Source organism: Heliomicrobium undosum (assembly GCF_009877425.1).
GTDB classification, from domain to species: Bacteria; Bacillota; Desulfitobacteriia; order Heliobacteriales; family Heliobacteriaceae; genus Heliomicrobium; species Heliomicrobium undosum.
Genome location: NZ_WXEY01000025.1, coordinates 12338 through 33757, shown reverse-complemented (window position 1 = coordinate 33757; position 21420 = coordinate 12338). Strand labels below are relative to the sequence as shown.

The window sequence follows — 21420 nt, the reverse complement described above, 5'->3', positions numbered from 1 at the left end:
CGCGCTGGGGAACGAACCGCTATAATGAAAAAGAACAGGCTAGCGCAAGCGGACAGGCCTGGGCTTTTGGTTCGGGAAAACTCAGGAGGTGAGCGGCATGAACATATCCCAACTTCCTGCGCCGACGCTGGTCAACGCCGCATCCAACGGGGACATCGTCCACATGCTGGTGCTGAAAAAGGCGATGGATATGGCGCAGCAGCAGGGTTCCGCCGACACGCGGATGATGGAGCAGAGCGTCAATCCCCGTCTGGGCCAGCGGATCGACGTGAGGGCCTAGGTATCGGTCCTCGATAGGTAAGCCATCATCGGGAGGTTTACAAAGCGTTTTTTGTCCTTACAGACAAGAGGCGCTTTTTATCTTTATCGGAAGGGGCCGCCCGATTCCCCGGAGGGGGAGATTATGATACACTTTCTGGAGGATCTGACAGCAGCGCCGGAATCGCTGGCGCATAGGAACGCATGATGGAGGGATAGTGTATGAAGAAAGTCATCCTCATCTCAGGAAGCCCCCGTCAAAAAGGCAATACGATGCAGGTGCTGCAAGCCTGCGCTGAGGCGATTCAGGCATCGGGCATGGAGACGGAGATTGTCTCTTTGGCCGGAAAGAACATCCAGTCCTGTGTCGCTTGCGGCCAATGCAAGTCGGGCAAATGCGCCCTCAATGACGGCCTGAATGAGATCATCGATAAAATCCGGGACGCCCAGGGTCTAGTGGTGGGCGCGCCCGTCTATTTCGGAACGGCCCGGGGCGACCTGATGTCGGCGGTGCAGCGGATCAGCATGGTCTCCATGGCCAGCGACCGCTTCTTGTCCTGGAAGGTGGGCGGCCCCATCGCCGTCGGCCGGCGCGGCGGCTTGACGTCGACGCTCCAGGAGATGCTGATGTTTTACTTTATCAGCGAGATGATCGTCGCCGGATCCACCTACTGGAATATCGTCTTTGGCCGCAACCCCGGCGAGGCGATGAATGATGAGGAAGGCCTGCGTACGGTGCGCCGTTTCGGCGAGAATGTGGCGAAGTTGATCGAGAAGATCCATACCTATTGAAAGGATTGTGGCCGTGTCGAAGGAATGGTTGGCTCACCGGATTAAGCCGGAGGAAGAGGGGCGGCGCATTGGCAGCGTTCTGCAGTTCTGCCTGGGATTTTCCCGCCGGCGCTTGCAGATCCTGACCCGGACCGACGGTTTTCGTCTAAACGGAAAACGGGCCCACCTCGACCGGCGGGTCAAGGAAGGCGATCTACTCGAAGTCTGTGTTCATCAGGAGGAGGAAGGCAACCTGGCGCCGGTCGCCATGGACCTGAAGGTGCTCTACGAAGACGCCGACCTGCTCATCCTCGACAAGCCGCCGGGGATCGAGGTGCACCCGCCGGAACAGAGGGCACGCTTCCGGCCGACCCTGGCCCATGGCGTGGCCCACTACTTCGCCGAGAAGGGGATTAAGGCGAGGGTTCGGCCGCTGCACCGGCTGGACAAAGACACGACAGGCATCTGTGTCTTCGCCAAGAACGCTTTCGCCCACCAAGCGCTGGATCGGCAACTCCGCGACGGGAGCTTGCAGCGCGGTTACCTGGCCATTTTGCGCGGTCTGCCGGCGGAGCCGGTGGGAATCATCGACGCGCCCATCGGTCGCGACCCCGAACATCACATGCGACGCATGGTCCGCGATGACGGAGAAACAGCGATCACCCGCTACCGGGTGACGCAGGTTTTTGAACCGTCAGCCTTGGAGACGAAGGGCGCAGCGGAAGCTGAAGCGGAACCGGAACGGCATCTGGCACTGGCGGAGGTTATCCTGGAAACGGGGCGAACCCACCAGATCCGGGTGCACTTCCGCCATCTGGGCACGCCGCTGCTCGGGGACCGTCTGTATGGGGGCGACTCGTTCCGCATCGGCCGTCAGGCATTGCATTCAGCCTGGGTGACGCTACTCCAGCCTCGCAGCGGTGAGGCGGTGAAGGTTACTTCCCAAATTCCCGAAGATATGGCCAGCCTGATCGGCGGGAACGCAAACGACAGAAGTGAAAACGAAGACAGAAAAACAAAAGACGGTCAAAACGACCTGGACTGCAACGAGGATAGTGTAAAATAGAAATCGATTCGCGTGAAAAAACGAGGTTAATATGCGGTTACGACGAATCCCAGGTACGCGGGAAAAGATTTTGCAGTATACCCCTTGGCTGGTGACGGAGCCTGCGGAATGGCAAGGCCGGTGGCAGGACTATATCGCCAGTCGGTTCGGTTTTCAACGGCCGGAGCCGGTGGAGATCCATCTGGAACTCGGCACAGGCAGGGGACGGTTTATCAATGAAATGGCCCGGGAGTGTCCCGAACGCTTCTGGATTGGCGCTGAACTGCGCGAGGAGGTCCTCCTGGACGCGCTGGAACTGGCGAAAAAGTGGGAGGCGCCCAACCTGGCTTTTCTGTGGATCGATGTGGAGCAGACCGTCGACATCTTTGGCGCCGGCGAGGTCGACGGCATCTACCTAAACTTCTCCGACCCCTGGCCCAAAGCGCGTCATGCAAAGCGGCGGCTGACCCACCGGCGCTTTCTGGAACGTTACCGGCGTTATCTAAAAACGGGCGGCAAGGTCCGTTTCAAGACGGACAATGAGAACCTCTTCCGGTTTTCCCTGGAGGAGTTCGAGGCCAACAGTTTCGCGCTCGAACAGGTAACTTTCGATCTGCACAAGGACCCTGCGCTGGAGACAATGGCGTTGTCGGCAAGGGTGATGACGGAGTATGAGCGCCGATTCTCCCGTCAGGGGATGCCGATTTATCGCTGTGAGGCGGCGCTGTGCTCTCGGGATTGACAGGGCCCGATTTATGGATTACCATAAGATCGCCTGAGGGGAGTAGTTTCACAGGCAAGGTCAACAAACTGGCGTCAGCGCCTGGCCTTGCCGGCCTGGACAAGCCGTATCTGCGGTTTGGATAACACCGGCTTAACGAGACCTTGGACACGTTTTTTGGCGTGTCCAAGGTCTTTCTGTTTTGTTGCTCTCCCCTTTTCGCCTGTTTCTGTAACCCCAGCGAATGTAAGTCAAAGCATTGTCCGCGTATGACCATCAATGCATTAAGGGAGGAAACTGTATGGAAGCATTCTGGGCATCCACCATCTTTGTTGTGCTGGCGGAAATGGGAGACAAGACACAGTTGCTGGGCATGGCCTTTGCCACCCGCTATAAGGCGGCGACGGTCCTGGCCGGTGTCTTCGTCGCCACGCTGCTCAACCATCTCCTGGCGGTGGCGCTGGGGGATTACCTGACCGCATTTGTTCCGATGGAGACGATCCAACTGGCGGCGGCCATTTCCTTTATCTTCTTCGGTCTTTGGACGGTCCGCGGCGATGAATTGGAGGGGGAGGACAAGAAGGAGTACTTCGGCCCCTTCCTGACGGTGACGATCGCCTTTTTTATCGCCGAGATGGGGGACAAGACCCAGTTGGCCAGCGTCGCCCTGGCGGCGAAGTATCACAACCTGATCCCCGTCTGGATGGGCACGACGACAGGGATGATGATCTCGAATGTGATTGGCATCCTCGTCGGTGTCGTCCTCGGCAAGAAGATCCCCGAACGGATCGTCAAATACGCCTCGGCGGCGATTTTTATCTTCTTCGGTTACGCCGGAATCATCGCCACCGTTCACGATCCGGCGATGCGCTATGCGGTGGTGGCGGGGATCACGGTGATCACGGGGATCGCCTTATACATGCTGACGCGGGGGGGAAAAGAACCTGCCCGTTCGGAGTGATTGTTCGGCTAAATCTCCCCAGCGAGTATGATACTAGTGGAAGCGATTCGAGGTGACGGAATTTGACCGGAAAAGGAAAAGCAGTGGCGATCACGGCCTGCCGGAGTTATGAACAGGGGGAGATAGACACCGCTGTCGCGCGCCTGCTGGAGCGTCTGGGCGGCTTAGCCGTCACGATCCGCCCTGGCATGCGGGTCGCCCTCAAACCGAATCTGGTGATGGGGAAAGATCCGGCAGCCGCCGTGACGACCCATCCGGCCCTGGTGGAAGCTGTCGCCAAGGCGGTCATCGCCTTGGGGGCGACGCCTTTCATTGTCGACAGCCCCGGCGGTCCCTCGGCCAACACGGCCGGATTGAGGATGGTCTATAAAAAGACGGGCATGGCTGCCGTGGCGGAGCGGTTAGGCATCGAGGTCAGTTATGACACGGCCGAAGTCGAAGTTCCCCTCACGGAGCGGAGCCCGCTGCGCAAAGTGTCCTTCCTCAAAGTGCTCTACGAAGCCGACGCCATCATCAACCTACCCAAGATCAAGACCCATGCCCAGACGGGTTACACGGGGGCGGTCAAAAACCTCTACGGCGCCATCCCGGGGATGCGCAAGGCCGAATACCATTTCCGGGTGCAGGAGCGAAAGCCCTTCGGCGAACTGCTGGTGGAACTCAACCTGGCCCTCCGTCCGGCGCTGACGGTGATGGACGGCGTCATCGGCATGGAGGGAGACGGGCCGACGGCGGGGGAACCGAAACCATTCGGGTACCTGCTGGCCTCGCGCTGTCCCTTCAGCCTGGACCACTACGCCCTGTCCCTGATCGCCGTCAAGGACATCGAGATGGACCGCGTCGCCCAGGCGCGGGGGCTCGTCGGACCGCTGCTCCTGTTGGATGATGGTGAAAGGATCACGCCGGTTCCTTTCCGCCCGGCCTCGCACCGCCGGGTCAACTTCGTCGAAAACCACCTGCCGCCCTTCTTAGCCAGACCCATCTCACGTTCGCTAAGGCCCTTGCCCGCCTTCGACCGTGACAAGTGTATCGGTTGCCGCATCTGCCTGCAGAGTTGTCCCGCCGACGCGCTACAGATGGAGGGGATCCCCCAACTGGACAAGGACAAGTGCATCGGTTGCCTCTGCTGCCAGGAGATGTGCCCCGAGCGGGCCGTCGAGGTGCGCCAGACGGGACTTAGCCGGTTGCTCTTCGGTTCTCGCCGCTGATTGAAAAGTCGGCGGATTTTTTTTATATTGACAGGTTTTCTCTTTCATGAAAAAATGAAGTTTGCTAAATGAACGTTCATTTAGGAGCGGCTAGAAGGCGTTGAAGTCTACGAAGAGTAGGGATTTTAAACAGGCGCAGAGGCGCATAAGGCGCGGCAGGCGCTAGATTAGCAGGCGTGGGAGGCGATAAAGAGTTGACGGACCTTTGCGGTTCCGAACGGCGCGACATGTTTAAGGCGGCGGCTATGGAGCTTGCCTGCCAGCACGGGTATGAAGGCGCCACCATCAAGCGCATCGCCCAGAAATGCGGCGTCACCGTCGGCACCATCTATCACTACTTTGAGAACAAGGAAGAACTCTTTCGTGAGGCCTTGCGGGAACGGACCTTCGCGACGGTCCTGAAAAAATTGATCGGCGAGATTGAAGAGAAGCCGATCGACGAAGGCCTGTTCCGGGTAGCGATGGGGTTTGTCGGTTTTTTGCGGGAACGGCGAAACCTGATCTCCATTCTCGTCAGTGAGGGATTGCACAATGGCGAGTTCGGCGGTCTTTTCATGGACATCGTTCGGCAGAACACGGAATTGATGAAATCCTATTTCGACCGCAAGATCGCTGCCGACGAGCTGGCGCCCATCGATTCCCGCATCGCCGTGCAGATGTTTTTTGGGCACTTCTTTACGGCCTATCTGCACAAGGAACGGATGCAGATGGAACACCTGCCCCCGCTGGACGAGGCGTTCGTTCGCGGCAGCATCGCCTTGCTCTTGCATAGTTGGACACAGCCATAGCAGAAGACAGGAGGACAGACATGCCGAACCAACAAATCCATCGGAAAATCGGTGTCAAAGCGATCGCCCTGGGGTGTGTCGTTGCGACAGCGCTCACCCTCACCGGCTGCAGCGGCGGAGCGGCCCCCGATTCGAAGGTACATAAAGTGGTCGTCGAAACAGTGGGGGAACAGGGACTTAACAAGGCCCGTGTGGTAACCGGACGGGTCATGGGGGAAACGGAATCGGCCATCATGAGCAAGCTCAACGCCAGGATCGTCAAGGTCCTCGTCGATGTGGGACAAGAAGTCACAGCCGGTCAGCCGCTGATTCAACTGGATGACCGCGACTACCGCGTCGCCCTCGCCCAGGCAGAAGCAAACCTGAGGGCCGCCCAGGCGCGGCTGGCTGACACGGAAAACGGCGCGCGGCCGCAGGAGCGGCAGCAGATGGAACAAAAGGTGACCGCTGCGGCGGCTTCCCTGGACATCGCCAAGAAGACGATGGAACGGACGCAGTCGCTCTTTGACGCCGGCGCAGCCTCGAAAAATCAACTCGAGTCGGCCCAACTGGCCCTGACACAGGCCCAGACCACCTACGAGCAGTTGCTGCAGCAACAGAGCCAGATGCTCGAAGGGGCCACCGCCCAGACGCTGGAGAGCCTAAGAGCCGCCGTGGCGCAGATGAGCGCTATCGTCGACCAGGCGCGGCTGAACCTCGAAGCGACAGTGCTCACCGCTCCCGTCAACGGCCGCATTGCCTCCAAGCCTGCCCATGAAGGGGAGATGGCGGCTACAGCGCCTGCGGCCAACACGTTGCTGACCATCGTCAGCAGCGAACCGGTGGTGGAAGCGAGCGTTCCTGAGGAGTATATCAAGCAGATCCAGGTTGGTCAGGCGATGAAGGCGCGCATCGAACAGGTCTCCTCAGAGGTTTTTGAGGCCAAGGTGATCGCCGTCAGCCCCATCGCCAACAGCGCCAGCAAAGAGTATCCCGTCAAATTGAGCCTTCCCCAGTCGGGGCTCTGGAAATCGGGCATGTACGCCGAGGTCACCCTGCCGAATGGTGAGGCCAGGTCGCCTATCGTGGTGTCGAAAAACGCCGTTGTCAAGCGCGGCAGTGAGCGCGTCATCATGGTCACCGACGGTTCCACCGTCACCACCCGCCCCGTGCTGACCGGCCGCTCTGACGGCAGCAATATCGAGATCCTGAGCGGGCTCAACGGGGGAGAAAAAATCATCACCGTCGGTCAGAACGACTTGAAAGACGGCGACGCCATTCAAGTGATCGCCGAAAAGGGAGCGGCAAAATGAAGAAGAAGATCGCGAAAATTGCCGGCGCCGCCCTGCTCTTGTCTGCCCTTGGCTACGCCGGTTACACCTATGTCGATTCCGTCCGCTATGTCACAACCGATGACGCCCGCATCGACGCCGACATGATCAAGGTAGGGCCGGAGATCGCTGGAAGGGTCATGGAAATCCGTGTCAAAGAGGGCGATCTGGTCCAGGCCGGAGAGACAATGGTCCGATTGGAAGAAAAAAACACGACCCTGCAAAACCGCGATGCCGCCCTGGTGCGGGCGCCTGGCACGGGCATGGTCATGAAAAAGAACGTCAACGACGGAGAACTGGTATCGCCGGGGCAGCGCCTCTTTTTGCTTGCAGATTTCCGGAATCTCTACGTATCGGCCCGGATTGAGGAAACCAAGATCCACCGGCTCTCCGTCGGCGAACCGGTCACCCTGACGGTCGACGCCTTCCCGGGGCGGAAGCTGCAAGGCGTGGTGGAACAGGTGGGATTTGCCGCTGATAGCGTCTTTTCCCTGTTGCCGAGCAGCAACGTGTCGGGAAACTTCATTAAAGTGACCCAGCGGATCCCCATCAAAATCAAAATTCTTGACGATCAGGGGCTGCGCATCCTCCCCGGAATGAACGTCATCGCCAAGATCTCCACAGGGGGATGATGCGGTGAAGGCCAAAAAGCTGATCGTCTTCATCATCGGCGGTTATCTCCTGGCGGCGGCGTTGATCTCTGCCTATTACGGCTACGAGCATGTCTACTTCGTCCAGACCGATGACGCCAAAGTGGCCGTCGACCTGGCCGTGGCCCGCGCGCCCATTGCCGGACATATCACCGATCTGAAGATCCGGGAGAATGAAACCGTTGTGAAGGACGATATCCTCGCTGTCGTGGAAGGAAGTCCGGCGCCCAATCAGCCGAAGCTGCGCGCCCCTGTTTTCGTGCCGAGCAGCGGACAAGTCCTGCGGCTCGACGCGCGTGAGGGGGAAGCCGTCACCGCCGGCCAGCCGCTGGTCGCCGTGGCCGACCGGGAGGCCGCCTATGTGGAAGCGCGCTTCGAAGAAGTGGATTCGAGCCGCATCCGGGTCGGACAGACCGTCGATGTGAAACTCGACGGAGCAGCCGGACGGGTCTTTCCGGGGATCGTTTCGTCCATCAACCGGAACACGGAACAGATCACCTGGCCGATTATCTCGCTGACGCCGGCGCAGCAGCACCCGAAAGAGGATCAACTGTTGAATGTCAAAATTGAGGTCCCCGGCGCGCCCCTGATCCCGGGCACCGGCGCTTCGGTCAAAATCCGGGTGAAGGAGTGATGGCCCATGACTTCCCGTGAGAACGGACACCCCGGCGTACTGGTGGTGACGATGGTCGTCGTCATCGGCACCTTCATGGCCGTCCTCGACACATCGATCTTGAACGTGGCCTTGCCCAAACTGATGGTGCTGTTCAGCGTCGATACGAAGGAGATCCAGTGGATCCTGACGGCCTACATGCTCGTGTCGGGCGCCGTCATCCCGATCATGTCCTATCTGGGCGACACCTACGGCTACCGCACTCTCTACGCCTACTGCCTGGCCGCTTTTACGGCAGGATCGTTGCTCTGCGGCTTCGCTTGGAACAACGAGAGCCTGATCGTCTTCCGGGTCATCCAAGCCTTGGGCGGCGGGCTGATCCAACCGGCCAGCATGGCGCTCATGTTCCGTTTTGTGCCCAAAGAGAAGATGGGAATGGCCATGGGGCTCTTCGGCCTCTCCATCGCCGTTGCCCCTTCGATCGGTCCGTCGCTGGGCGGTTTCATCGTCGAGGATTTCAGTTGGCGCTGGCTGTTCATGATCAACGTTCCCCTCGGGGTGCTGGGCTTCGTCCTTTGTCAGACGCTCCTGCCGGAGACGCAGAAGATCCCCTCTACGCAATTTGACTTTTGGGGTCTTTTTCTCTCGTCAGGCAGCGCCTTCCTCTACCTGCTCGCCCTCGATAAGGGGCAGGACTGGGGCTGGTCGAGCTACACCGTCGTCATGCTCCTGCTCACCGCGACCGCGATGGGGGCGTTGCTGGTTGTGGTGGAACTGAATCACCCCAATCCCATGCTCGATTTGCGCCTGTTCAAGATCCCCCAGTTCACCTACAGCGTTGTCATCTCCAGTTGCCTCTACATCATCCTCATCGGCGGCGTCTTGCTCTGGCCGATCTACCTGCAGAACATCCGGGGCTATTCAGCCATGCAGACGGGGATCATCCTGATGCCCCAGGCGATCGCCATGGGTCTGATGATGCCTGTCGCCGGGAAACTCTATGATAAAATCGGCGCGCGCCCCATGGCGATGGTGGGCATCCCCCTTATCGGGATCTCCACATACCTGATGCATACGCTGACGGTGGACACGCCCCAGTCTGTCTTCAATGTTTGGCTGATCCTGCGGGGGCTCGGCCTTGGGTTGACCTTTATGCCGGTCAACACAGCCGGTGTCAGCGCCGTGCCGATCATGAAAGCCGGCGCCGCTTCGACGCTGAACAACCTGGTCCGGGCCGTCGCCGGTTCCTTCGGCATCGCCATCACCACCTCCATGCTGGAAAACCGGCAGGTCTTTCACACCCACCGGCTGGTCGAGGGGCTTGATCTTTTCTCACCGAGTTGGACCATGATGCAGCAGTCGGCCAGCGGCATCCTGGGGGCGACGGGAGATACGTCGCCGTTGCAGCCGACGACGCTGACCCTCATGTACGGCCAGATCCAGATGCATAGCAACACCTGGGCCATGGCCGATGTCTTTCTCGCCTTCGCCCTATCGGTCATCCTTGTCGTTCCGATGGTGTTGCTGCTGAAGCGAACGGGCGGCGGAAAGGGCGGACCGCCGGCAGTGATGGCAGAGTAGAAAAGGACTTTCGCCAGATGGCAGCCGAAAAAATACTTGAATACAAAAGAGCGGGTATATTGACCGCTCTTTTGTTGCATCCTTTCTTTTGTTATTATTAGGTACATACCGGATCATGACATAAAGAAGAAAATGATCGGGAATGGCAGAAGAGGGGGATTTATTTCTTGAAAACGAAACTGACTGCGCTGTTGGGAATTCAATATCCTGTGATTCAGGGCGGCATGGCCTGGGTCTCTGAGGCCAACCTGACCGCCGCCGTCTCCAACGCCGGCGGAGCGGGCATCATCGCCACCGGCGGTCGGCCGACAGAGTGGGTCCGCGAGGAGATCCGCAAGGCCCGCAGCCTGACCGACAAGCCCTTCGGCGTCAACATCATGCTCATGGCGCCCAACAAAGACGAGATCGTGGAAGTCGTCTGCGAGGAAAAGGTGGCCTTCGTCACCCTCGGCGCCGGCAACCCTGTGCCCTTTTTCGAGAAGCTGAAGAGCGCCGGGATCAAGGTCATCCCTGTCGTCCCCAGCGTGAAGCTGGCCAAGCGGGTCGAGGCGGCCGGCGCTGACGCCGTCGTCATCGAAGGCATGGAAGCGGGCGGCCACATCGGCACCTTGACGACGATGGCCCTCCTGACCAACGTCATCCCTGAAATGAACATCCCCGTCATCGCTGCCGGCGGCATCGCTGACGGCCGGGGGATCGCCGCCGCGCTCCTGATGGGCGCTTCCGGCGTCCAGATGGGCTCCCGCTTCCTCCTGGCTGAGGAGTGCGCTCTTCATCCCAACGCCAAGAAGCGGATTATCGAGGCGGTGGACACGGACTCCATCGTCACCGGCTACTCCCGCGGCCACGGCGTCCGCGGCCTGAGAAACCGCATGACCGAGAAGTACCTGGAACTGGAGCGGACCGGCGCGCCCCAAGGGGAACTGGACAAGCTGGCTATCGGGACGAATAAGATGGCGGCCATCGAAGGCGACATCGAAAACGGCCTCGTCCAGGTCGGCCAGAGCCTGCATCCCTTGAAGGAGATCAAGCCGACCCAGGCGATCATGGACGAACTGATGGGCCAAACGCGAGAGGCACTGGCTGGGGCGGCCCGGCTGGCGGCTTCTTTTGAGTAGGTTTTGATATAGAAAAAGGTTGCAGAGACGTAAGAACCGCCCTTCGCCGCTTATCAGCGGAGAGGGGCGGTTTGTTTCAAATTCCATCCGTTTATCTCGTTGAACGGCAATACTATTCGTGCCAGGCAGCATTGTCAGACCTGTTGGATTTGGATAAGGTTTCCACAAGTATCTTCAAATATAGCGAATGCTCCCCATTCCATTTTTGTCGGTTCCTTGCTGAACACAACACCCAACTTCCTCATTCTTTCGTATTCTTCCTGAATATCGTCAACAAAAAATGCCGTGAGGGGTATCCCTTGCTCAAAAAGAGCTTGTTGAAATGTCTTGGCAGCAGGATTGTCGTTTGGCTCAAGGGCTAACTCGATATCATCCGGTCCTTCAGGAGAGACAACGGTTAACCATTTATATTTACCGACCGGAATGTCAGATTTTTTTACAAAACCCAAAATCTCCGTATAAAACTTCAGAGCCTTGTCTTGATCGTCTACAATTACACTTGTAAGTTTAATCTTCATAAGCATCCTCCCAATTTGTTTAATCGATCAATTCGAGTAAAGAGCTAATTGGCTCACTGTTTGGGAATACAACCACTAGTATTATTTAACCTTCAACACGTTATTCCGAATAGCCAAATATCGGACAAAGAAGGGATCTGAATGCCCTACTGGTTAAAAGGGCTGCTTATCGGACTCGCTGTGGCTGCGCCGGTCGGTCCCATCGGCATCCTCTGCATCCGCCGCTCCCTGGCCGAGGGATGGCGCGCCGGATTTGTTTCCGGTCTCGGGGCGGCCACAGCCGACGCATTGTACGGCTGTATCGCCGCCTTCGGCCTGACGGCGGTGGCGCAGTTGCTGATGCAGGCGGCGGTAGGGCTGAAGTGGGTCGGCGGCGCTTTCCTCTGCTACCTCGGTTATCAGACGTTCCGCTCCCGCCCATCGGAGACAGCAGTGGAGACGAAAAAGTCCACTCTCGCCGCCGCCTACGCGACAACCCTGTCCCTAACAGCGACGAACCCGGCGACTATCATCAGCTTCGCTGCGATTTTCGCCGGGCTCGGTATGGGCAGTGGCGGGGGCACAGGCGTTGGCAGCGCACTTGAGATGGTCCTCGGGGTCTTCGCCGGATCGGCCCTCTGGTGGATGTTCTTAAGCAGCGCGGTCAGCCTGTTACGATCCCGTCTCGACGGGCATGCGCTGGTGTGGGTGAACCGGTTGTCCGGAACCATCCTGTTAGGATTCGGGATGTGGGCGCTTTTTTCTGCGATTAGATGACCTTCTGATCTTTGAAGACCTGCTAATCTTTAACGACCGGGAAGTGGATCTCCGTCACCAACTGTTCCGGCGCCGTCGTAGAGGGATCGGTGCAAGAGACCTCCCGCATGGGGGATTCGACGCGGTAGCCGTTCCGGTTTGTCCACTCGAAGAGGGCTGCGTAGGCCTGTTCCATTTCATGATAGGGACCCACATGGACACAGGCGGCCACCCGGACGGCCGGCAGGGTGGCGTTGACCATGTTGGGGTCAGTGACGGGCCAGGCCACTTCCACATCGACAAGTTCCGGGTTGAATTCCTTGTCATGGTAGAGCATAATCGGCGCGCCGGCCACACAGGCGCCGGCAGCAGTGATCTCTTCATAAAGCCCGGAGATCAGGGGCGGAAGGGTTTCCGGGAAGTTGGTCAATTGCTTCCGAACGGAACGGACCGTTATTTCCGGCACATCGCGGAGCCGGATGTCGTAATCGCGGCGGTTCGTCATCACATTCGCCTCCAATGCTTGGTTCCACCAGGCCAGTTTCGTCAACCGAGCGTTGCAGCGGTTCAACTCCTCGATCAGGGTCTCCCGGTGTTGGGCCAGGAGGGCGCGCAGATCGTCGGGGCTGTTTCCCTTATCGATAATCGCCTTGATCGTTTCCAAGGGGATGCCGAGTTCCTTCATATGGCAGATGTTGCGCACTACATCGACTTGATCGCGCGAGTAGTAGCGGTACTGGTTGAACGTCTCCACCCGGGCCGGCCGGAGCAGGCCGATCTTCTCGTAGTGGCGGAGCGCCTTGGCTGTCACCGCGCAGATTTTTGAAAACTGGCCGATGGTAAACATGGTTTATCTCCTTCTGGATCCGTAGCACCGGTGCAATTTGAGTATAGACCTTACCCCAAGGGCAAGGTCAACGTGTACCGGCAAAAAAGCGATCTTTTTTCGGCTCACATCCCCATCGGCGGTCGGTCGAGCTGCGCCTTTTCACGGCCTTCTCTCCTCCAGTCGCTGATGGCGAAGGGCAGGTAGTAGAGGACCATCAACAACAGGGCAACCGCTTCAAGGGAAAGGATGTACCAGGGCCAGGGGCCGAGGTAGTCGAGCAGCGACGGGTTGTCGGGCTTGGCGCGCAGGTACATGTAGTTGCCGTCGCTAAGGTAGTTCACGGCGCCCACGAAGAACATGAACAGGTTCGTGATGATGACGGTCTTGCCGATGGAACGCCAGCGGGGGCGGTACTTTTCCACGAAGGTCATGTAAAGGCAGGCGACAATGATGGCGCCGTGGGCGAAGAAAAAGCGGTAGAAGATGACATGAGGGAAGGCGACCGGTCCCAGGTCGGGCGTGAGCAGCGCCTGGGCGGCCCCGATGAGCCCCCAGAAGTAGGTGATCTCGTAGAGGGTCTGGTTGCCCTTGAGCAGCATGATACCGCAAAGCAGGCAGGAGACGTTGCAGAGGTGCAGGGGCAGCGATGAGTCCGGAGACCAGAAGCCCCCGGCGATGTACCAACCTTGCATGAACAGTTCCTGCAGGAAAAGACCCGCCGCGAGGCTGTAGCGGAATCGCCGCCGGAACCGCTCGCTCATGCTGTCTCTGTAGAAGTACAGGCCAAGGGAAACGGCGGCGATAAGGACGAGGACCGTAATGTGAGAGAGGGAGTAGGCGACGAAGGGTTCTGTCGGTTCAAAAACAAGGAATGCGCTCACGAGCAACCCTCCCGTGCAATGTAAGCCCATTATGACATCTTTCGGAGCCCCTTGAAAACATCCGATGATTGCGAAACGGATCGCGCGCATAGGAACTCAAATAAAAACGCCCTTGCTTTTCCTCTAACCGGAGGGAAAAGCAGGGCGTCTTCTATTGAATAGACCGATGTGAATAGGCCTACGCTCTTTTAACGTCACGAAAGGCCTTCTCAAGCCTCCAGGCACAGCGCTATCACCCGTTCCGGCCCATGAACCCCGATCGTCAGGTCCATCTCGATGTCAGAGGTCCGACTCGGCCCGGTGATGAAGTTGAGGGCGCGAAAAGGCTGGTTACCGAGCCGGTCAAAAGCCTCCCCCAGCGTGCCGACCAACTCATTTTTCGAAAAGAGCGCCAGATGGACTGGCGGGAGCACGCTAGTGGAGCGCGCGTTGCCGGGGCCGGCCAGCAGGGCGAGGGTGCCTGTTTCGGCGATGACGGCATGAGCCCAGGTGATGCCCAGATCGCGCCGGGCGATCTCTGATGTCTCCCCGCCGGCATAAAAACCGGGGAAGATGCGGCGCAGCGGCTCCAGTTCCGGTCCGGACCAGACGGCCGCCTGTGACTCGCCGATTCCCAACTCATCCAGGAGCGCTCGCACGAGCCCGGCTGCCTCATCCCAGCCGTGGGCGCGAAGAAAGCGGCCGTTGACGGCTTCGAAGGCTCGGACAAAGGCGTTCAGCCGATGATCCGCATCAAGGCCGTCGACAGCGCGCGGTGGCAGCCGGTAGTCCGGCAAGGTTGCCGGCGCGGCGGGCGTCGGCCGTCCCAGGGCCTGGGCGAGATGAGATAGGAATTCTGCTTCCGCCATAATCTACACCTCCCCTCGCGCCCAGCGACGCCGGAAGGTTCTCCCGGACACCGGCGGGAAGTAGCGCGAGTTGGTCCAGGCTGACAGGGGCGTCGGGCCGCCTTCCAGGTGGCCGTCTTTCATAAAAGGGAACTGACCGACGGCGGCGGCGCGCATCATTAAGCCGTAGAGAGTGGGGCTGTCCCAGGTCTCGGCCCAGAGGCGAAAGGCGGTCCGTTCGAGGGCGGGCGTAAACCCTTGGGAGGTTCGCTCCAGCCGGAGTTGGATGAGCATCTCATGGAGGGGGATGCGGACGGGGCAGGCCTCGGTGCAGGCGCCGCAGAGGGTGGTGAGATTGACTGTCTCGCCCCAGTCTTTCAATTCATTTTGCAACAGGGGCGTCAGCACGGCGCCGATGGGGCCGCTGTAGACCCAGCCGTAGGTGTGTCCGCCCACCTGGCGGTAGACAGGGCAGACATTGAGGCAGGAGCCGCAGCGGATGCAGCGGAGCACCTCCCGGTACTTCGGATTTGCCAGGATGCGGGAGCGGCCGTTGTCGACGATGATGATGTGCATCTCTTTGGCGCCGTCGCTTTCTCCGGCGGCGGCAGGCCCCCGGATGACGGACATGTAGGAGGTAATCTTCTGGCCGGTGGCGGAGCGTGGCAGCAGCTTCGACATCACGTCCAATTCCCGGAAAGTGGGCACGATGCGCTCCATGCCCATAAAGACGACATGAACCGGCGGGACCGACGTGACGAGACGCCCGTTGCCTTCATTGGTGAAAAGGGAAATCGCCCCCGGATCGGCGACGGCGAAGTTGCAGCCCGACACGCCGATGGATGCGTCCAAAAACATCTGCCGCAGTTTGCGGCGGGCGTAACGGGTGAGGGAAGCCGTCTCAGGCGATTGTTTCTCGCCGGAGTCCTTTTCAAAGAGTTCGGCCACCTCGCCCCGGGTCTTGTGAATGGCCGGCACGATGATGTGGGAGGGCGTCTCGCCGGCCAGTTGGATGATGTATTCGCCGAGGTCGCTCTCCACCGCAGGAATGCCCCGCTCCTCCAGCACGGCGTTGACGTGCAGTTCCTCCGACACCATCGACTTCGACTTGAGAACCAACTTGGCGCCATGGCTGTCGACGATGTTCATAAAAATCTTGAGGGCGTCCTCCCGGGTGGCGGCCCAGTGCACCTTCGCGCCCTGGCGGGTCATGTTGGCGGCGAAACGCTTCAGGTACACATCCAGGTTTTCTACGACATGGTCGCGGATCTGCTGGCCGATGGCGCGCCAGTCCTGCCAGTGGCCGAGATCGTGGGCGACGACGGCCTTGCGATCTCTGAGGGTGTTGGTGGCCGATTTGACGGCCTTGCGTAAAAAGGGGTGGCGGAAAGCGGCCTGGATCCGGTCATGGAGGTCGCGATTGCTGACAGCCATGGCTCATTTGCCTCCCTGGGCCTGATCGATCACCTGGGCGATGTGCATCACCGGCAGGTTGTGGCCCATTTTTTCGAGGCGGCCCTTGATGTTCATCAGGCAGCCCATGTCGGCGCCGACGAGGATACGAGCGCCGCTTTTCAAGACGTTTTCCGCCTTTTCCGTCACGATAGCCTCGGAGATCTCAGGCATCTTGACGGAAAAGGTCCCGCCGAAACCGCAGCAGTCGTAAGCGCGGGGGAGTTCCTTCAATTCGAGCCCGTCGATGCTGCGCAGGAGTTGAATCGGCTCGTCCATGACCCCGAGGAGGCGGGTCATGTGGCAGGAGGGGTGGTAGGTGACGACCTCGGCAAAGCGCCCATCGATGGCGGTGACGCCGGCTACCTTGACGAGGAATTCCGTGAACTCGTAGGTTTTATTGCTCAGCCGCCGGGCCTGTTCCAGTTCCTCAGGCGACTCGTCGAAGAGGCGGAGGAAGTTTTCCCGTACCATCTCGGCGCAACTGCCCGAGGGGCTGACGACGTATTCGGCGTCTTGAAAGGCGCGCAAAAAGGTGCGGGCCACCCGGCGGGCGTCGTCGTGGTAGCCGGCGTTGAAAGCCGGTTGACCGCAACAGACCTGTTCCGGCGAGAACTGGACCTGCGCGCCGGTGCGGCGCAGGACGCGGACGACGGCCTCGCCCACTTCGGGGTAGAAGCTGTCGCAGAGGCAGGTGATCATGAGGGAGATGTTCATTTGGAGGGACCTCCCAAATAGGGGCGGTTAAGTTGCTTATTCAGTGTTCGTGATTTTTTGGTCACTTATGCCGCTTTGTTCAATTTGAATAAATTGTCTCTCCTTTAGAAAGCCGGGGCGTCCGGTGACAACGGTCCGAGCGTATGAAAAGTCCGGAGGTAAGATTAGACCGTTGTGATGCAGGTTATTTGAGTGTTTCTGTGGAAATAGTACGGCGTAAGAAAAAGACCAGACAAGGTGACAACATGCGCATGATACCAGTCAACAAAAGACTTACCCTTTTCCAGGCCGAGGTGGAGGGCTATCTGACCACAGCGGCCTTGCTCCTGTTGCCTGGCTGCAATATCATTGTGGACACGATGGAACTGCCGTCGCGGATGGAACCCATCCAGTCCTATTTGCGAGAAAAGGGGCGGGAAACACACCCCCTCTGGGTCATCAACAGTCACCACCACTGGGATCATGTCTGGGGAAACAGCGCCTTCTCCGGTTGCCCCATCATTGCCCACGAGTTCTGCCGGCGACGGTTGGAATCGGGCGGCGAAGAGGTGCTGGAACAGTACCGTGCGAAGGATAAACGCTACGGCGAGGTCTCCCTGGTCCTGCCGGGCATCACCTTTACGGATCGGATGCTCCTGCGCGATGGCGACTGCCGCGTCGACCTGCTGCATTTTCCCGGCCATACCGATGACAGTCTGCTTGTCTACCTGCCCGGCGAAGGGTTGCTGCTGGCCGGGGACAGCCTGGAGGACCCCTTCCCCATGCTCGAATGGGAAGGGGGAACAGAGCGGTACCTGCTCAACCTGCTCACCCTGCGGGGAAAGGCGATCAAGACCGTCGTCCCCGGACATGGCCCCCTGTCCGGTCCGGAACTGATCGATCGGAATCTGCACTATATCCGCCAGGTGTGGCGGCTGGCCAGAGCGGCCGTGCGCCGGAAAGAGCCGCTGGAAAGCCTCTATGTTCTCCCCGTCGAGGTGTTTCTGCATTCGTCGGGGATAGGGGACAAGAAGATCGAACTGCGCCCCTGTGATCGCGATACCCACCTACGGAACCTGGAACGGGCCTATCTGGATGCCCGCGACGCCCCCGAGGGTCGATGACCCCCGGGGGTTTCATTTTTGATAAGCCATTTATGTCGATGAAGCGGCGCCATAAGAAAAAAAGAAAACAAACAAATAGACGGAATATATAGAATATTTATCGAATAGAAGGTTATTTGAATTTTACGAAGAAATACAAGTTTGTGAAAAATACTTCTAATGCATGGAGGTGATGCCAAGGTTGCCAGACGCCCCAGACGTCCCGGACGCCCCTAGATGTTCCAGCCGAGCCACAACATACGTAGACCCAGTCGTAGAAACTCTTGCGGAAAATGTCAACAAAGAAGGGCGGCATACATCCTATGACTTGGACGCAGAATTACGACCCGATGGGAAGCCTGTTGATGTCTACGGTCGTTGCACTGATTCCGATTGTCTATTTTTTCTGGGCGCTGGCCATCAAAAAGATGAAAGGCCACATCGCCGGTCTGACGACAGTGGCCTTGACCGTGGTGATCGCGATTTTCGCCTACGGCATGCCGGCCGGGATGGCCGTCACATCGACCGTCTTCGGCGGCTTCACCGGTCTCTGGCCCATCGGCTGGATCGTCATCAACGCCGTATTCCTCTACAAGTTGACCGTAAAATCAGGCCAATTTGACGTCATCCGTTCCTCCATCAGTTCCCTGACGACAGACCGCCGGTTGCAGGTGCTCCTGATCGCCTTCTCCTTCAACGGCTTTATCGAAGGCGCCGCCGGTTTCGGCACGCCGGTGGCCATCTCGGCGGCGCTGCTCGTCGGTCTCGGCTTCCGGCCCCTCTTCGCCGCCGGTCTCTGCATGATCGCCAACACGGCCCCTGTCGCCTTCGGCGGCATCGGCATCCCCCTGATCACGGCCGCCAAAACAACAGGCCTGCCTGTCGCCGAAATCGCTGGCGTGGCGGCGCTGCAACTGGGCATCATGGGCCTGATCGTGCCCTTCTGGGTCATCGTCGCCATGGCCGGTTTCCGCGGCGCCATGGAGGTCCTGCCCGCCATCCTGGTCTCTGGCATCACCTTCGGCGTCACCATGTGGGCCACAGGCACCTTCGTCGGACCGGAACTGCCGGCCATCGCCGCGTCCATCGTCTCCCTGGTGGCGCTGGCGCTCTTCCTGAAGGTCTGGCATCCCAAGTCCATCTTCCTCTTCGCCGATGAAGGCCAGGAGAAGAAGGGAACGAATGTGTCCTACTCTCTCGGTCAGGTGATCAAGGCATGGTCTCCTTTTATCGTCCTGACCGGCTTCATCATCGTTTGGGCGATGCCCGCCATCAAGACGGCCATGCGGACGCTTAACGTGGTCATCCCTGTCGAGGGCCTGAACAAGCTGGTCATCCAGGCGGCGCCCATTGTGGCCAAACCGACACCCTACGCCGCCGTCTACACCTTCGATTGGCTGGCCGCCGCCGGCACCGGCATCCTGCTGGCCGCCTTCCTGTCCATGTTCCTCGTCCGGATGAGCTTTGGCGATTGGATCCGCCTCTACGGGCAAAACCTGAAAGAACTCATGTATCCCCTGATCACCATTTCCTGTGTGCTTGGCTTCGCCTTCATTGCCAACTACTCGGGCATGAGCGCCACCATGGGCCTGGCCGCCGCCAAGTCGGGCAAGGTCTTCCCCTTTATGGCGCCCATCCTCGGCTGGCTCGGCGTCTTCCTCACCGGCAGCGACACCTCCTCTTGCGCCCTCTTCGGCAACCTGCAGAAGATCACGGCGGAGCAGATCGGTGTTAACCCCGTCCTCACGGTGGCTGGCAACGCCACGGGCGGTGTGGCCGGCAAGATGATCTCGCCCCAGTCCCTGGCCGTCGCCGCCGGCGCTACCGGGCTCGTCGGGCAGGAGTCGGAGATCTTCCGCTACACCCTTAAGCACAGCATCCCCATGGTGCTCCTGATCAGCTTGATGACCTATGTCATGTCCCTGATGATGTAAGGGAGCGTACCGCCCCATCAGATCGGCGACGCGGATGCGCAGCAGATCCCTGATCATGGTCATGCCGTCGCGAAAAAGACGCAGCTTTGCTCCCGGCGGCGTCGCGCCAGGTGACCGGCACTTCGGCGATGGCGTAACCGAAGCGGCGGGCAAGGTAGTACTGTTGCGCAGGCAGCGAATGCGACGGCTACGCGAGGCGGCGCTTTCTGTGATCGCAACGGTGGCATCCACGCTGCCGTCATCGACGACGAGAATTTCATAGTCGGGAGAGAGGACGTCTAGGCAGGCCTGCACCGATGCGAGGGTGGGACCGAGACGTCCTTCTTCATTGTACGCGGGGATGACGACGGAGAGGGTTGGCGGCATGGTGATGCAACCTCCTCGTCACCGGCTGTTTTCCCTGTCGCTGATGTCGTCTGCTCTTCGAAAGAGGACGGACTGGGAGCCGGCAAGCTCCGGCATGCGGCGGCGGCAAGAAACATCAGGATCCACCCGCCCAGGATGTATTTCTCATAGGGCTGGTGAAAATCCGGCGACAGCGTCCTCAGGGCATAGAAAAGGAGAAAGGCGGTCAGCAGGACGAAACAGAACAACTGCGGCCGTAGGCTCCAAAATGGGGTAAGGCTGAAGGTAATCGCCAGGATCGCCAGGCAGCGTATGCCGTCGCCGGCGCCAGGCGCAGCGCGTAGCAACCAGCGCGTCAACAGGGTGAGAAAAAGGGCGTAAAGGACGATCCCAAGACCGACTACACCGGTGTAACCAAAAAAGCGTTCCACCGCTGACAGGATCATCTCAAAGAGCCATTCATGGGCGATCCAGGGCTGGCCGTTCATGGTGAAGGAGAAGGGATCGGTTCGCGGAATCTGACCATTGCCCAGGATCCACCGTCCTGCCTGGAGATGCCAGAAAAAATCGGGGTCAGCCATCGGCGCGCTCAGTGATAGGCTCATCCACCCCAATGCGACGAGCATTGCGGCTGCTTCCATCGCTGACATTCTGGGGGCGGTGAGAAAGCGGTTTTTTTACGGAGCATCAGTTAGTCACCGAACTCACGGCAGGATTCGCCGGGAACGGCGTCGCGGGAATGGCAGGAATGCGTTGAAAAGTCCACAAAGTGTGTGAAAACGCCGCGTTGGGAATGAAGGCGACAGATAAAAGGCAAATTGCCGAAACCGCACAGCGGCATAGGAGTCTATAGTGATAATGTAGTGAAAAAGGAAATAAATGGTTACAAACGAGGCGGCGAAGCTTTATAAAGTTATCCACAGCAATTTCGTAAAAAAAGCCCTGTTTCCGGGTTACCCACGGTTTTATCCCCATTATCCACAGGGTGATGGGTCGGCGGTTATCCACATGATGTTTTTCGACAGACATAAATGGCGAAAAAAGAAAAACCCCGTTGATCTTTGGTATAAGATCTC

The 21420-nt window shown here is 59.1% G+C and carries 22 protein-coding genes and 1 pseudogene; 15 read left to right on the top strand and 8 right to left on the bottom strand.

The genetic code is table 11. The annotated features are described in order from the left end of the window. The first annotated feature begins 97 nt into the window (after positions 1-97). From GTO91_RS15435 to GTO91_RS15380, 12 genes are all read left to right on the top strand, one after another. Complete coding sequence (locus tag GTO91_RS15435; protein WP_161259632.1) at positions 98-280, top strand: YjfB family protein; 183 nt, start codon at positions 98-100, stop codon at positions 278-280. 200 nt (positions 281-480) lie between these two features. Next, positions 481-1050: a flavodoxin family protein gene (locus GTO91_RS15430; RefSeq protein WP_161259631.1), complete on the top strand. Its 570-nt coding sequence runs from the start codon at positions 481-483 to the stop codon at positions 1048-1050. 13 nt (positions 1051-1063) lie between these two features. Further along, the gene (locus GTO91_RS15425) at positions 1064-2095 is read left to right on the top strand and encodes an RluA family pseudouridine synthase (RefSeq protein WP_161259630.1); all 1032 of its coding nucleotides are present in this window, start codon (positions 1064-1066) and stop codon (positions 2093-2095) included. Between the two features lie 31 nt (positions 2096-2126). After that, complete coding sequence (gene trmB, locus GTO91_RS15420) at positions 2127-2816, top strand: tRNA (guanosine(46)-N7)-methyltransferase TrmB (RefSeq protein WP_161259629.1); 690 nt, start codon at positions 2127-2129, stop codon at positions 2814-2816. Positions 2817-3096: 280 nt separating this feature from the next. Continuing rightward, positions 3097-3756, top strand: coding sequence for a TMEM165/GDT1 family protein (locus tag GTO91_RS15415; protein ID WP_161259628.1), 660 nt, complete (start codon positions 3097-3099; stop codon positions 3754-3756). A gap of 62 nt (positions 3757-3818) precedes the next feature. After that, entirely contained in the window at positions 3819-4964 is a 1146-nt protein-coding gene (locus GTO91_RS15410; protein WP_161259627.1) for a DUF362 domain-containing protein, read from the top strand. 194 nt (positions 4965-5158) lie between these two features. Continuing rightward, the gene (locus tag GTO91_RS15405) at positions 5159-5752 is read left to right on the top strand and encodes a TetR/AcrR family transcriptional regulator (RefSeq protein ID WP_161259626.1); all 594 of its coding nucleotides are present in this window, start codon (positions 5159-5161) and stop codon (positions 5750-5752) included. 20 nt (positions 5753-5772) lie between these two features. Continuing rightward, entirely contained in the window at positions 5773-7044 is a 1272-nt protein-coding gene (locus GTO91_RS15400; protein WP_161259625.1) for an efflux RND transporter periplasmic adaptor subunit, read from the top strand. Continuing rightward, entirely contained in the window at positions 7041-7694 is a 654-nt protein-coding gene (locus tag GTO91_RS15395) for an HlyD family secretion protein (RefSeq protein ID WP_161259624.1), read from the top strand. Before GTO91_RS15400 ends, GTO91_RS15395 begins: the two co-directional genes overlap by 4 nt. A 4-nt stretch (positions 7695-7698) precedes the next feature. Further along, on the top strand, positions 7699-8346 hold the full coding sequence (locus GTO91_RS15390; protein ID WP_161259623.1) for an HlyD family efflux transporter periplasmic adaptor subunit: 648 nt from the start codon (positions 7699-7701) through the stop codon (positions 8344-8346). A 6-nt stretch (positions 8347-8352) separates the two neighbouring features. Beyond that, the gene (locus GTO91_RS15385) at positions 8353-9906 is read left to right on the top strand and encodes a DHA2 family efflux MFS transporter permease subunit (RefSeq protein WP_161259622.1); all 1554 of its coding nucleotides are present in this window, start codon (positions 8353-8355) and stop codon (positions 9904-9906) included. Positions 9907-10073: 167 nt separating this feature from the next. Next, positions 10074-11024, top strand: coding sequence for a nitronate monooxygenase (locus GTO91_RS15380; protein ID WP_161259621.1), 951 nt, complete (start codon positions 10074-10076; stop codon positions 11022-11024). Positions 11025-11158: 134 nt separating this feature from the next. Here the strand turns inward: GTO91_RS15380 and GTO91_RS15375 are convergent, their stop codons facing one another. Further along, positions 11159-11542, bottom strand: coding sequence for a VOC family protein (locus GTO91_RS15375; protein ID WP_161259620.1), 384 nt, complete (start codon positions 11540-11542; stop codon positions 11159-11161). Between the two features lie 141 nt (positions 11543-11683). Here GTO91_RS15375 and GTO91_RS15370 point away from each other — a divergent pair, with 141 nt between their 5' ends. After that, a complete protein-coding gene (locus GTO91_RS15370; protein WP_161259619.1) occupies positions 11684-12298 on the top strand; it encodes a LysE family translocator in 615 nt (204 codons plus the stop codon). A 22-nt stretch (positions 12299-12320) separates the two neighbouring features. Here the strand turns inward: GTO91_RS15370 and GTO91_RS15365 are convergent, their stop codons facing one another. The 5 genes from GTO91_RS15365 to GTO91_RS15345 all read right to left on the bottom strand — a co-directional run bounded on the left by GTO91_RS15365 (position 12321) and on the right by GTO91_RS15345 (position 16983). Further along, positions 12321-13124, bottom strand: a complete 804-nt coding sequence (locus GTO91_RS15365) for a MerR family transcriptional regulator (RefSeq protein ID WP_161259618.1) — start codon at positions 13122-13124, stop codon at positions 12321-12323. 104 nt (positions 13125-13228) lie between these two features. Continuing rightward, a complete protein-coding gene (locus GTO91_RS15360; protein WP_207709041.1) occupies positions 13229-13987 on the bottom strand; it encodes a YwaF family protein in 759 nt (252 codons plus the stop codon). Positions 13988-14196: 209 nt separating this feature from the next. Beyond that, positions 14197-14835 (bottom strand): LutC/YkgG family protein, encoded by a 639-nt coding sequence (locus tag GTO91_RS15355; protein WP_161259616.1) that lies wholly within the window; start codon positions 14833-14835, stop codon positions 14197-14199. 3 nt (positions 14836-14838) lie between these two features. Further along, positions 14839-16248: a LutB/LldF family L-lactate oxidation iron-sulfur protein gene (locus GTO91_RS15350; protein ID WP_161259615.1), complete on the bottom strand. Its 1410-nt coding sequence runs from the start codon at positions 16246-16248 to the stop codon at positions 14839-14841. 3 nt (positions 16249-16251) lie between these two features. Beyond that, entirely contained in the window at positions 16252-16983 is a 732-nt protein-coding gene (locus GTO91_RS15345; protein ID WP_161259614.1) for a (Fe-S)-binding protein, read from the bottom strand. Between the two features lie 245 nt (positions 16984-17228). On the opposite strand from GTO91_RS15345, the gene GTO91_RS15340 reads away from it, so the two are divergent. After that, positions 17229-18086, top strand: a complete 858-nt coding sequence (locus GTO91_RS15340; RefSeq protein ID WP_161259613.1) for an MBL fold metallo-hydrolase — start codon at positions 17229-17231, stop codon at positions 18084-18086. A 272-nt stretch (positions 18087-18358) separates the two neighbouring features. Next, positions 18359-19999: an L-lactate permease gene (locus GTO91_RS15335; protein WP_328793825.1), complete on the top strand. Its 1641-nt coding sequence runs from the start codon at positions 18359-18361 to the stop codon at positions 19997-19999. A gap of 216 nt (positions 20000-20215) precedes the next feature. Here GTO91_RS15335 and GTO91_RS18810 read toward each other — a convergent pair. Next, positions 20216-20293 (bottom strand): annotated as a pseudogene (locus GTO91_RS18810) (hypothetical protein); the annotation flags it as partial. After that, positions 20278-20985, bottom strand: coding sequence for a hypothetical protein (locus GTO91_RS17870; RefSeq protein ID WP_207709040.1), 708 nt, complete (start codon positions 20983-20985; stop codon positions 20278-20280). The gene GTO91_RS17870 and the pseudogene GTO91_RS18810, both read right to left, overlap by 16 nt. Positions 20986-21420 lie beyond the last annotated feature (435 nt).

Coding starts and splice junctions, on each gene's coding strand:
- GTO91_RS15435 (WP_161259632.1), top strand. CDS start 98: ATGAACATATCCCAACTTCCTGCGCCGACGCTGGTCAACGCCGCATCC.
- GTO91_RS15430 (WP_161259631.1), top strand. CDS start 481: ATGAAGAAAGTCATCCTCATCTCAGGAAGCCCCCGTCAAAAAGGCAAT.
- trmB (WP_161259629.1), top strand. CDS start 2,127: ATGCGGTTACGACGAATCCCAGGTACGCGGGAAAAGATTTTGCAGTAT.
- GTO91_RS15415 (WP_161259628.1), top strand. CDS start 3,097: ATGGAAGCATTCTGGGCATCCACCATCTTTGTTGTGCTGGCGGAAATG.
- GTO91_RS15400 (WP_161259625.1), top strand. CDS start 5,773: ATGCCGAACCAACAAATCCATCGGAAAATCGGTGTCAAAGCGATCGCC.
- GTO91_RS15395 (WP_161259624.1), top strand. CDS start 7,041: ATGAAGAAGAAGATCGCGAAAATTGCCGGCGCCGCCCTGCTCTTGTCT.
- GTO91_RS15385 (WP_161259622.1), top strand. CDS start 8,353: ATGACTTCCCGTGAGAACGGACACCCCGGCGTACTGGTGGTGACGATG.
- GTO91_RS15375 (WP_161259620.1), bottom strand. CDS start 11,542: ATGAAGATTAAACTTACAAGTGTAATTGTAGACGATCAAGACAAGGCT.
- GTO91_RS15370 (WP_161259619.1), top strand. CDS start 11,684: ATGCCCTACTGGTTAAAAGGGCTGCTTATCGGACTCGCTGTGGCTGCG.
- GTO91_RS15365 (WP_161259618.1), bottom strand. CDS start 13,124: ATGTTTACCATCGGCCAGTTTTCAAAAATCTGCGCGGTGACAGCCAAG.
- GTO91_RS15355 (WP_161259616.1), bottom strand. CDS start 14,835: ATGGCGGAAGCAGAATTCCTATCTCATCTCGCCCAGGCCCTGGGACGG.
- GTO91_RS15350 (WP_161259615.1), bottom strand. CDS start 16,248: ATGGCTGTCAGCAATCGCGACCTCCATGACCGGATCCAGGCCGCTTTC.
- GTO91_RS15345 (WP_161259614.1), bottom strand. CDS start 16,983: ATGAACATCTCCCTCATGATCACCTGCCTCTGCGACAGCTTCTACCCC.
- GTO91_RS15340 (WP_161259613.1), top strand. CDS start 17,229: ATGCGCATGATACCAGTCAACAAAAGACTTACCCTTTTCCAGGCCGAG.
- GTO91_RS15335 (WP_328793825.1), top strand. CDS start 18,359: ATGTCAACAAAGAAGGGCGGCATACATCCTATGACTTGGACGCAGAAT.
- GTO91_RS17870 (WP_207709040.1), bottom strand. CDS start 20,985: ATGGAAGCAGCCGCAATGCTCGTCGCATTGGGGTGGATGAGCCTATCA.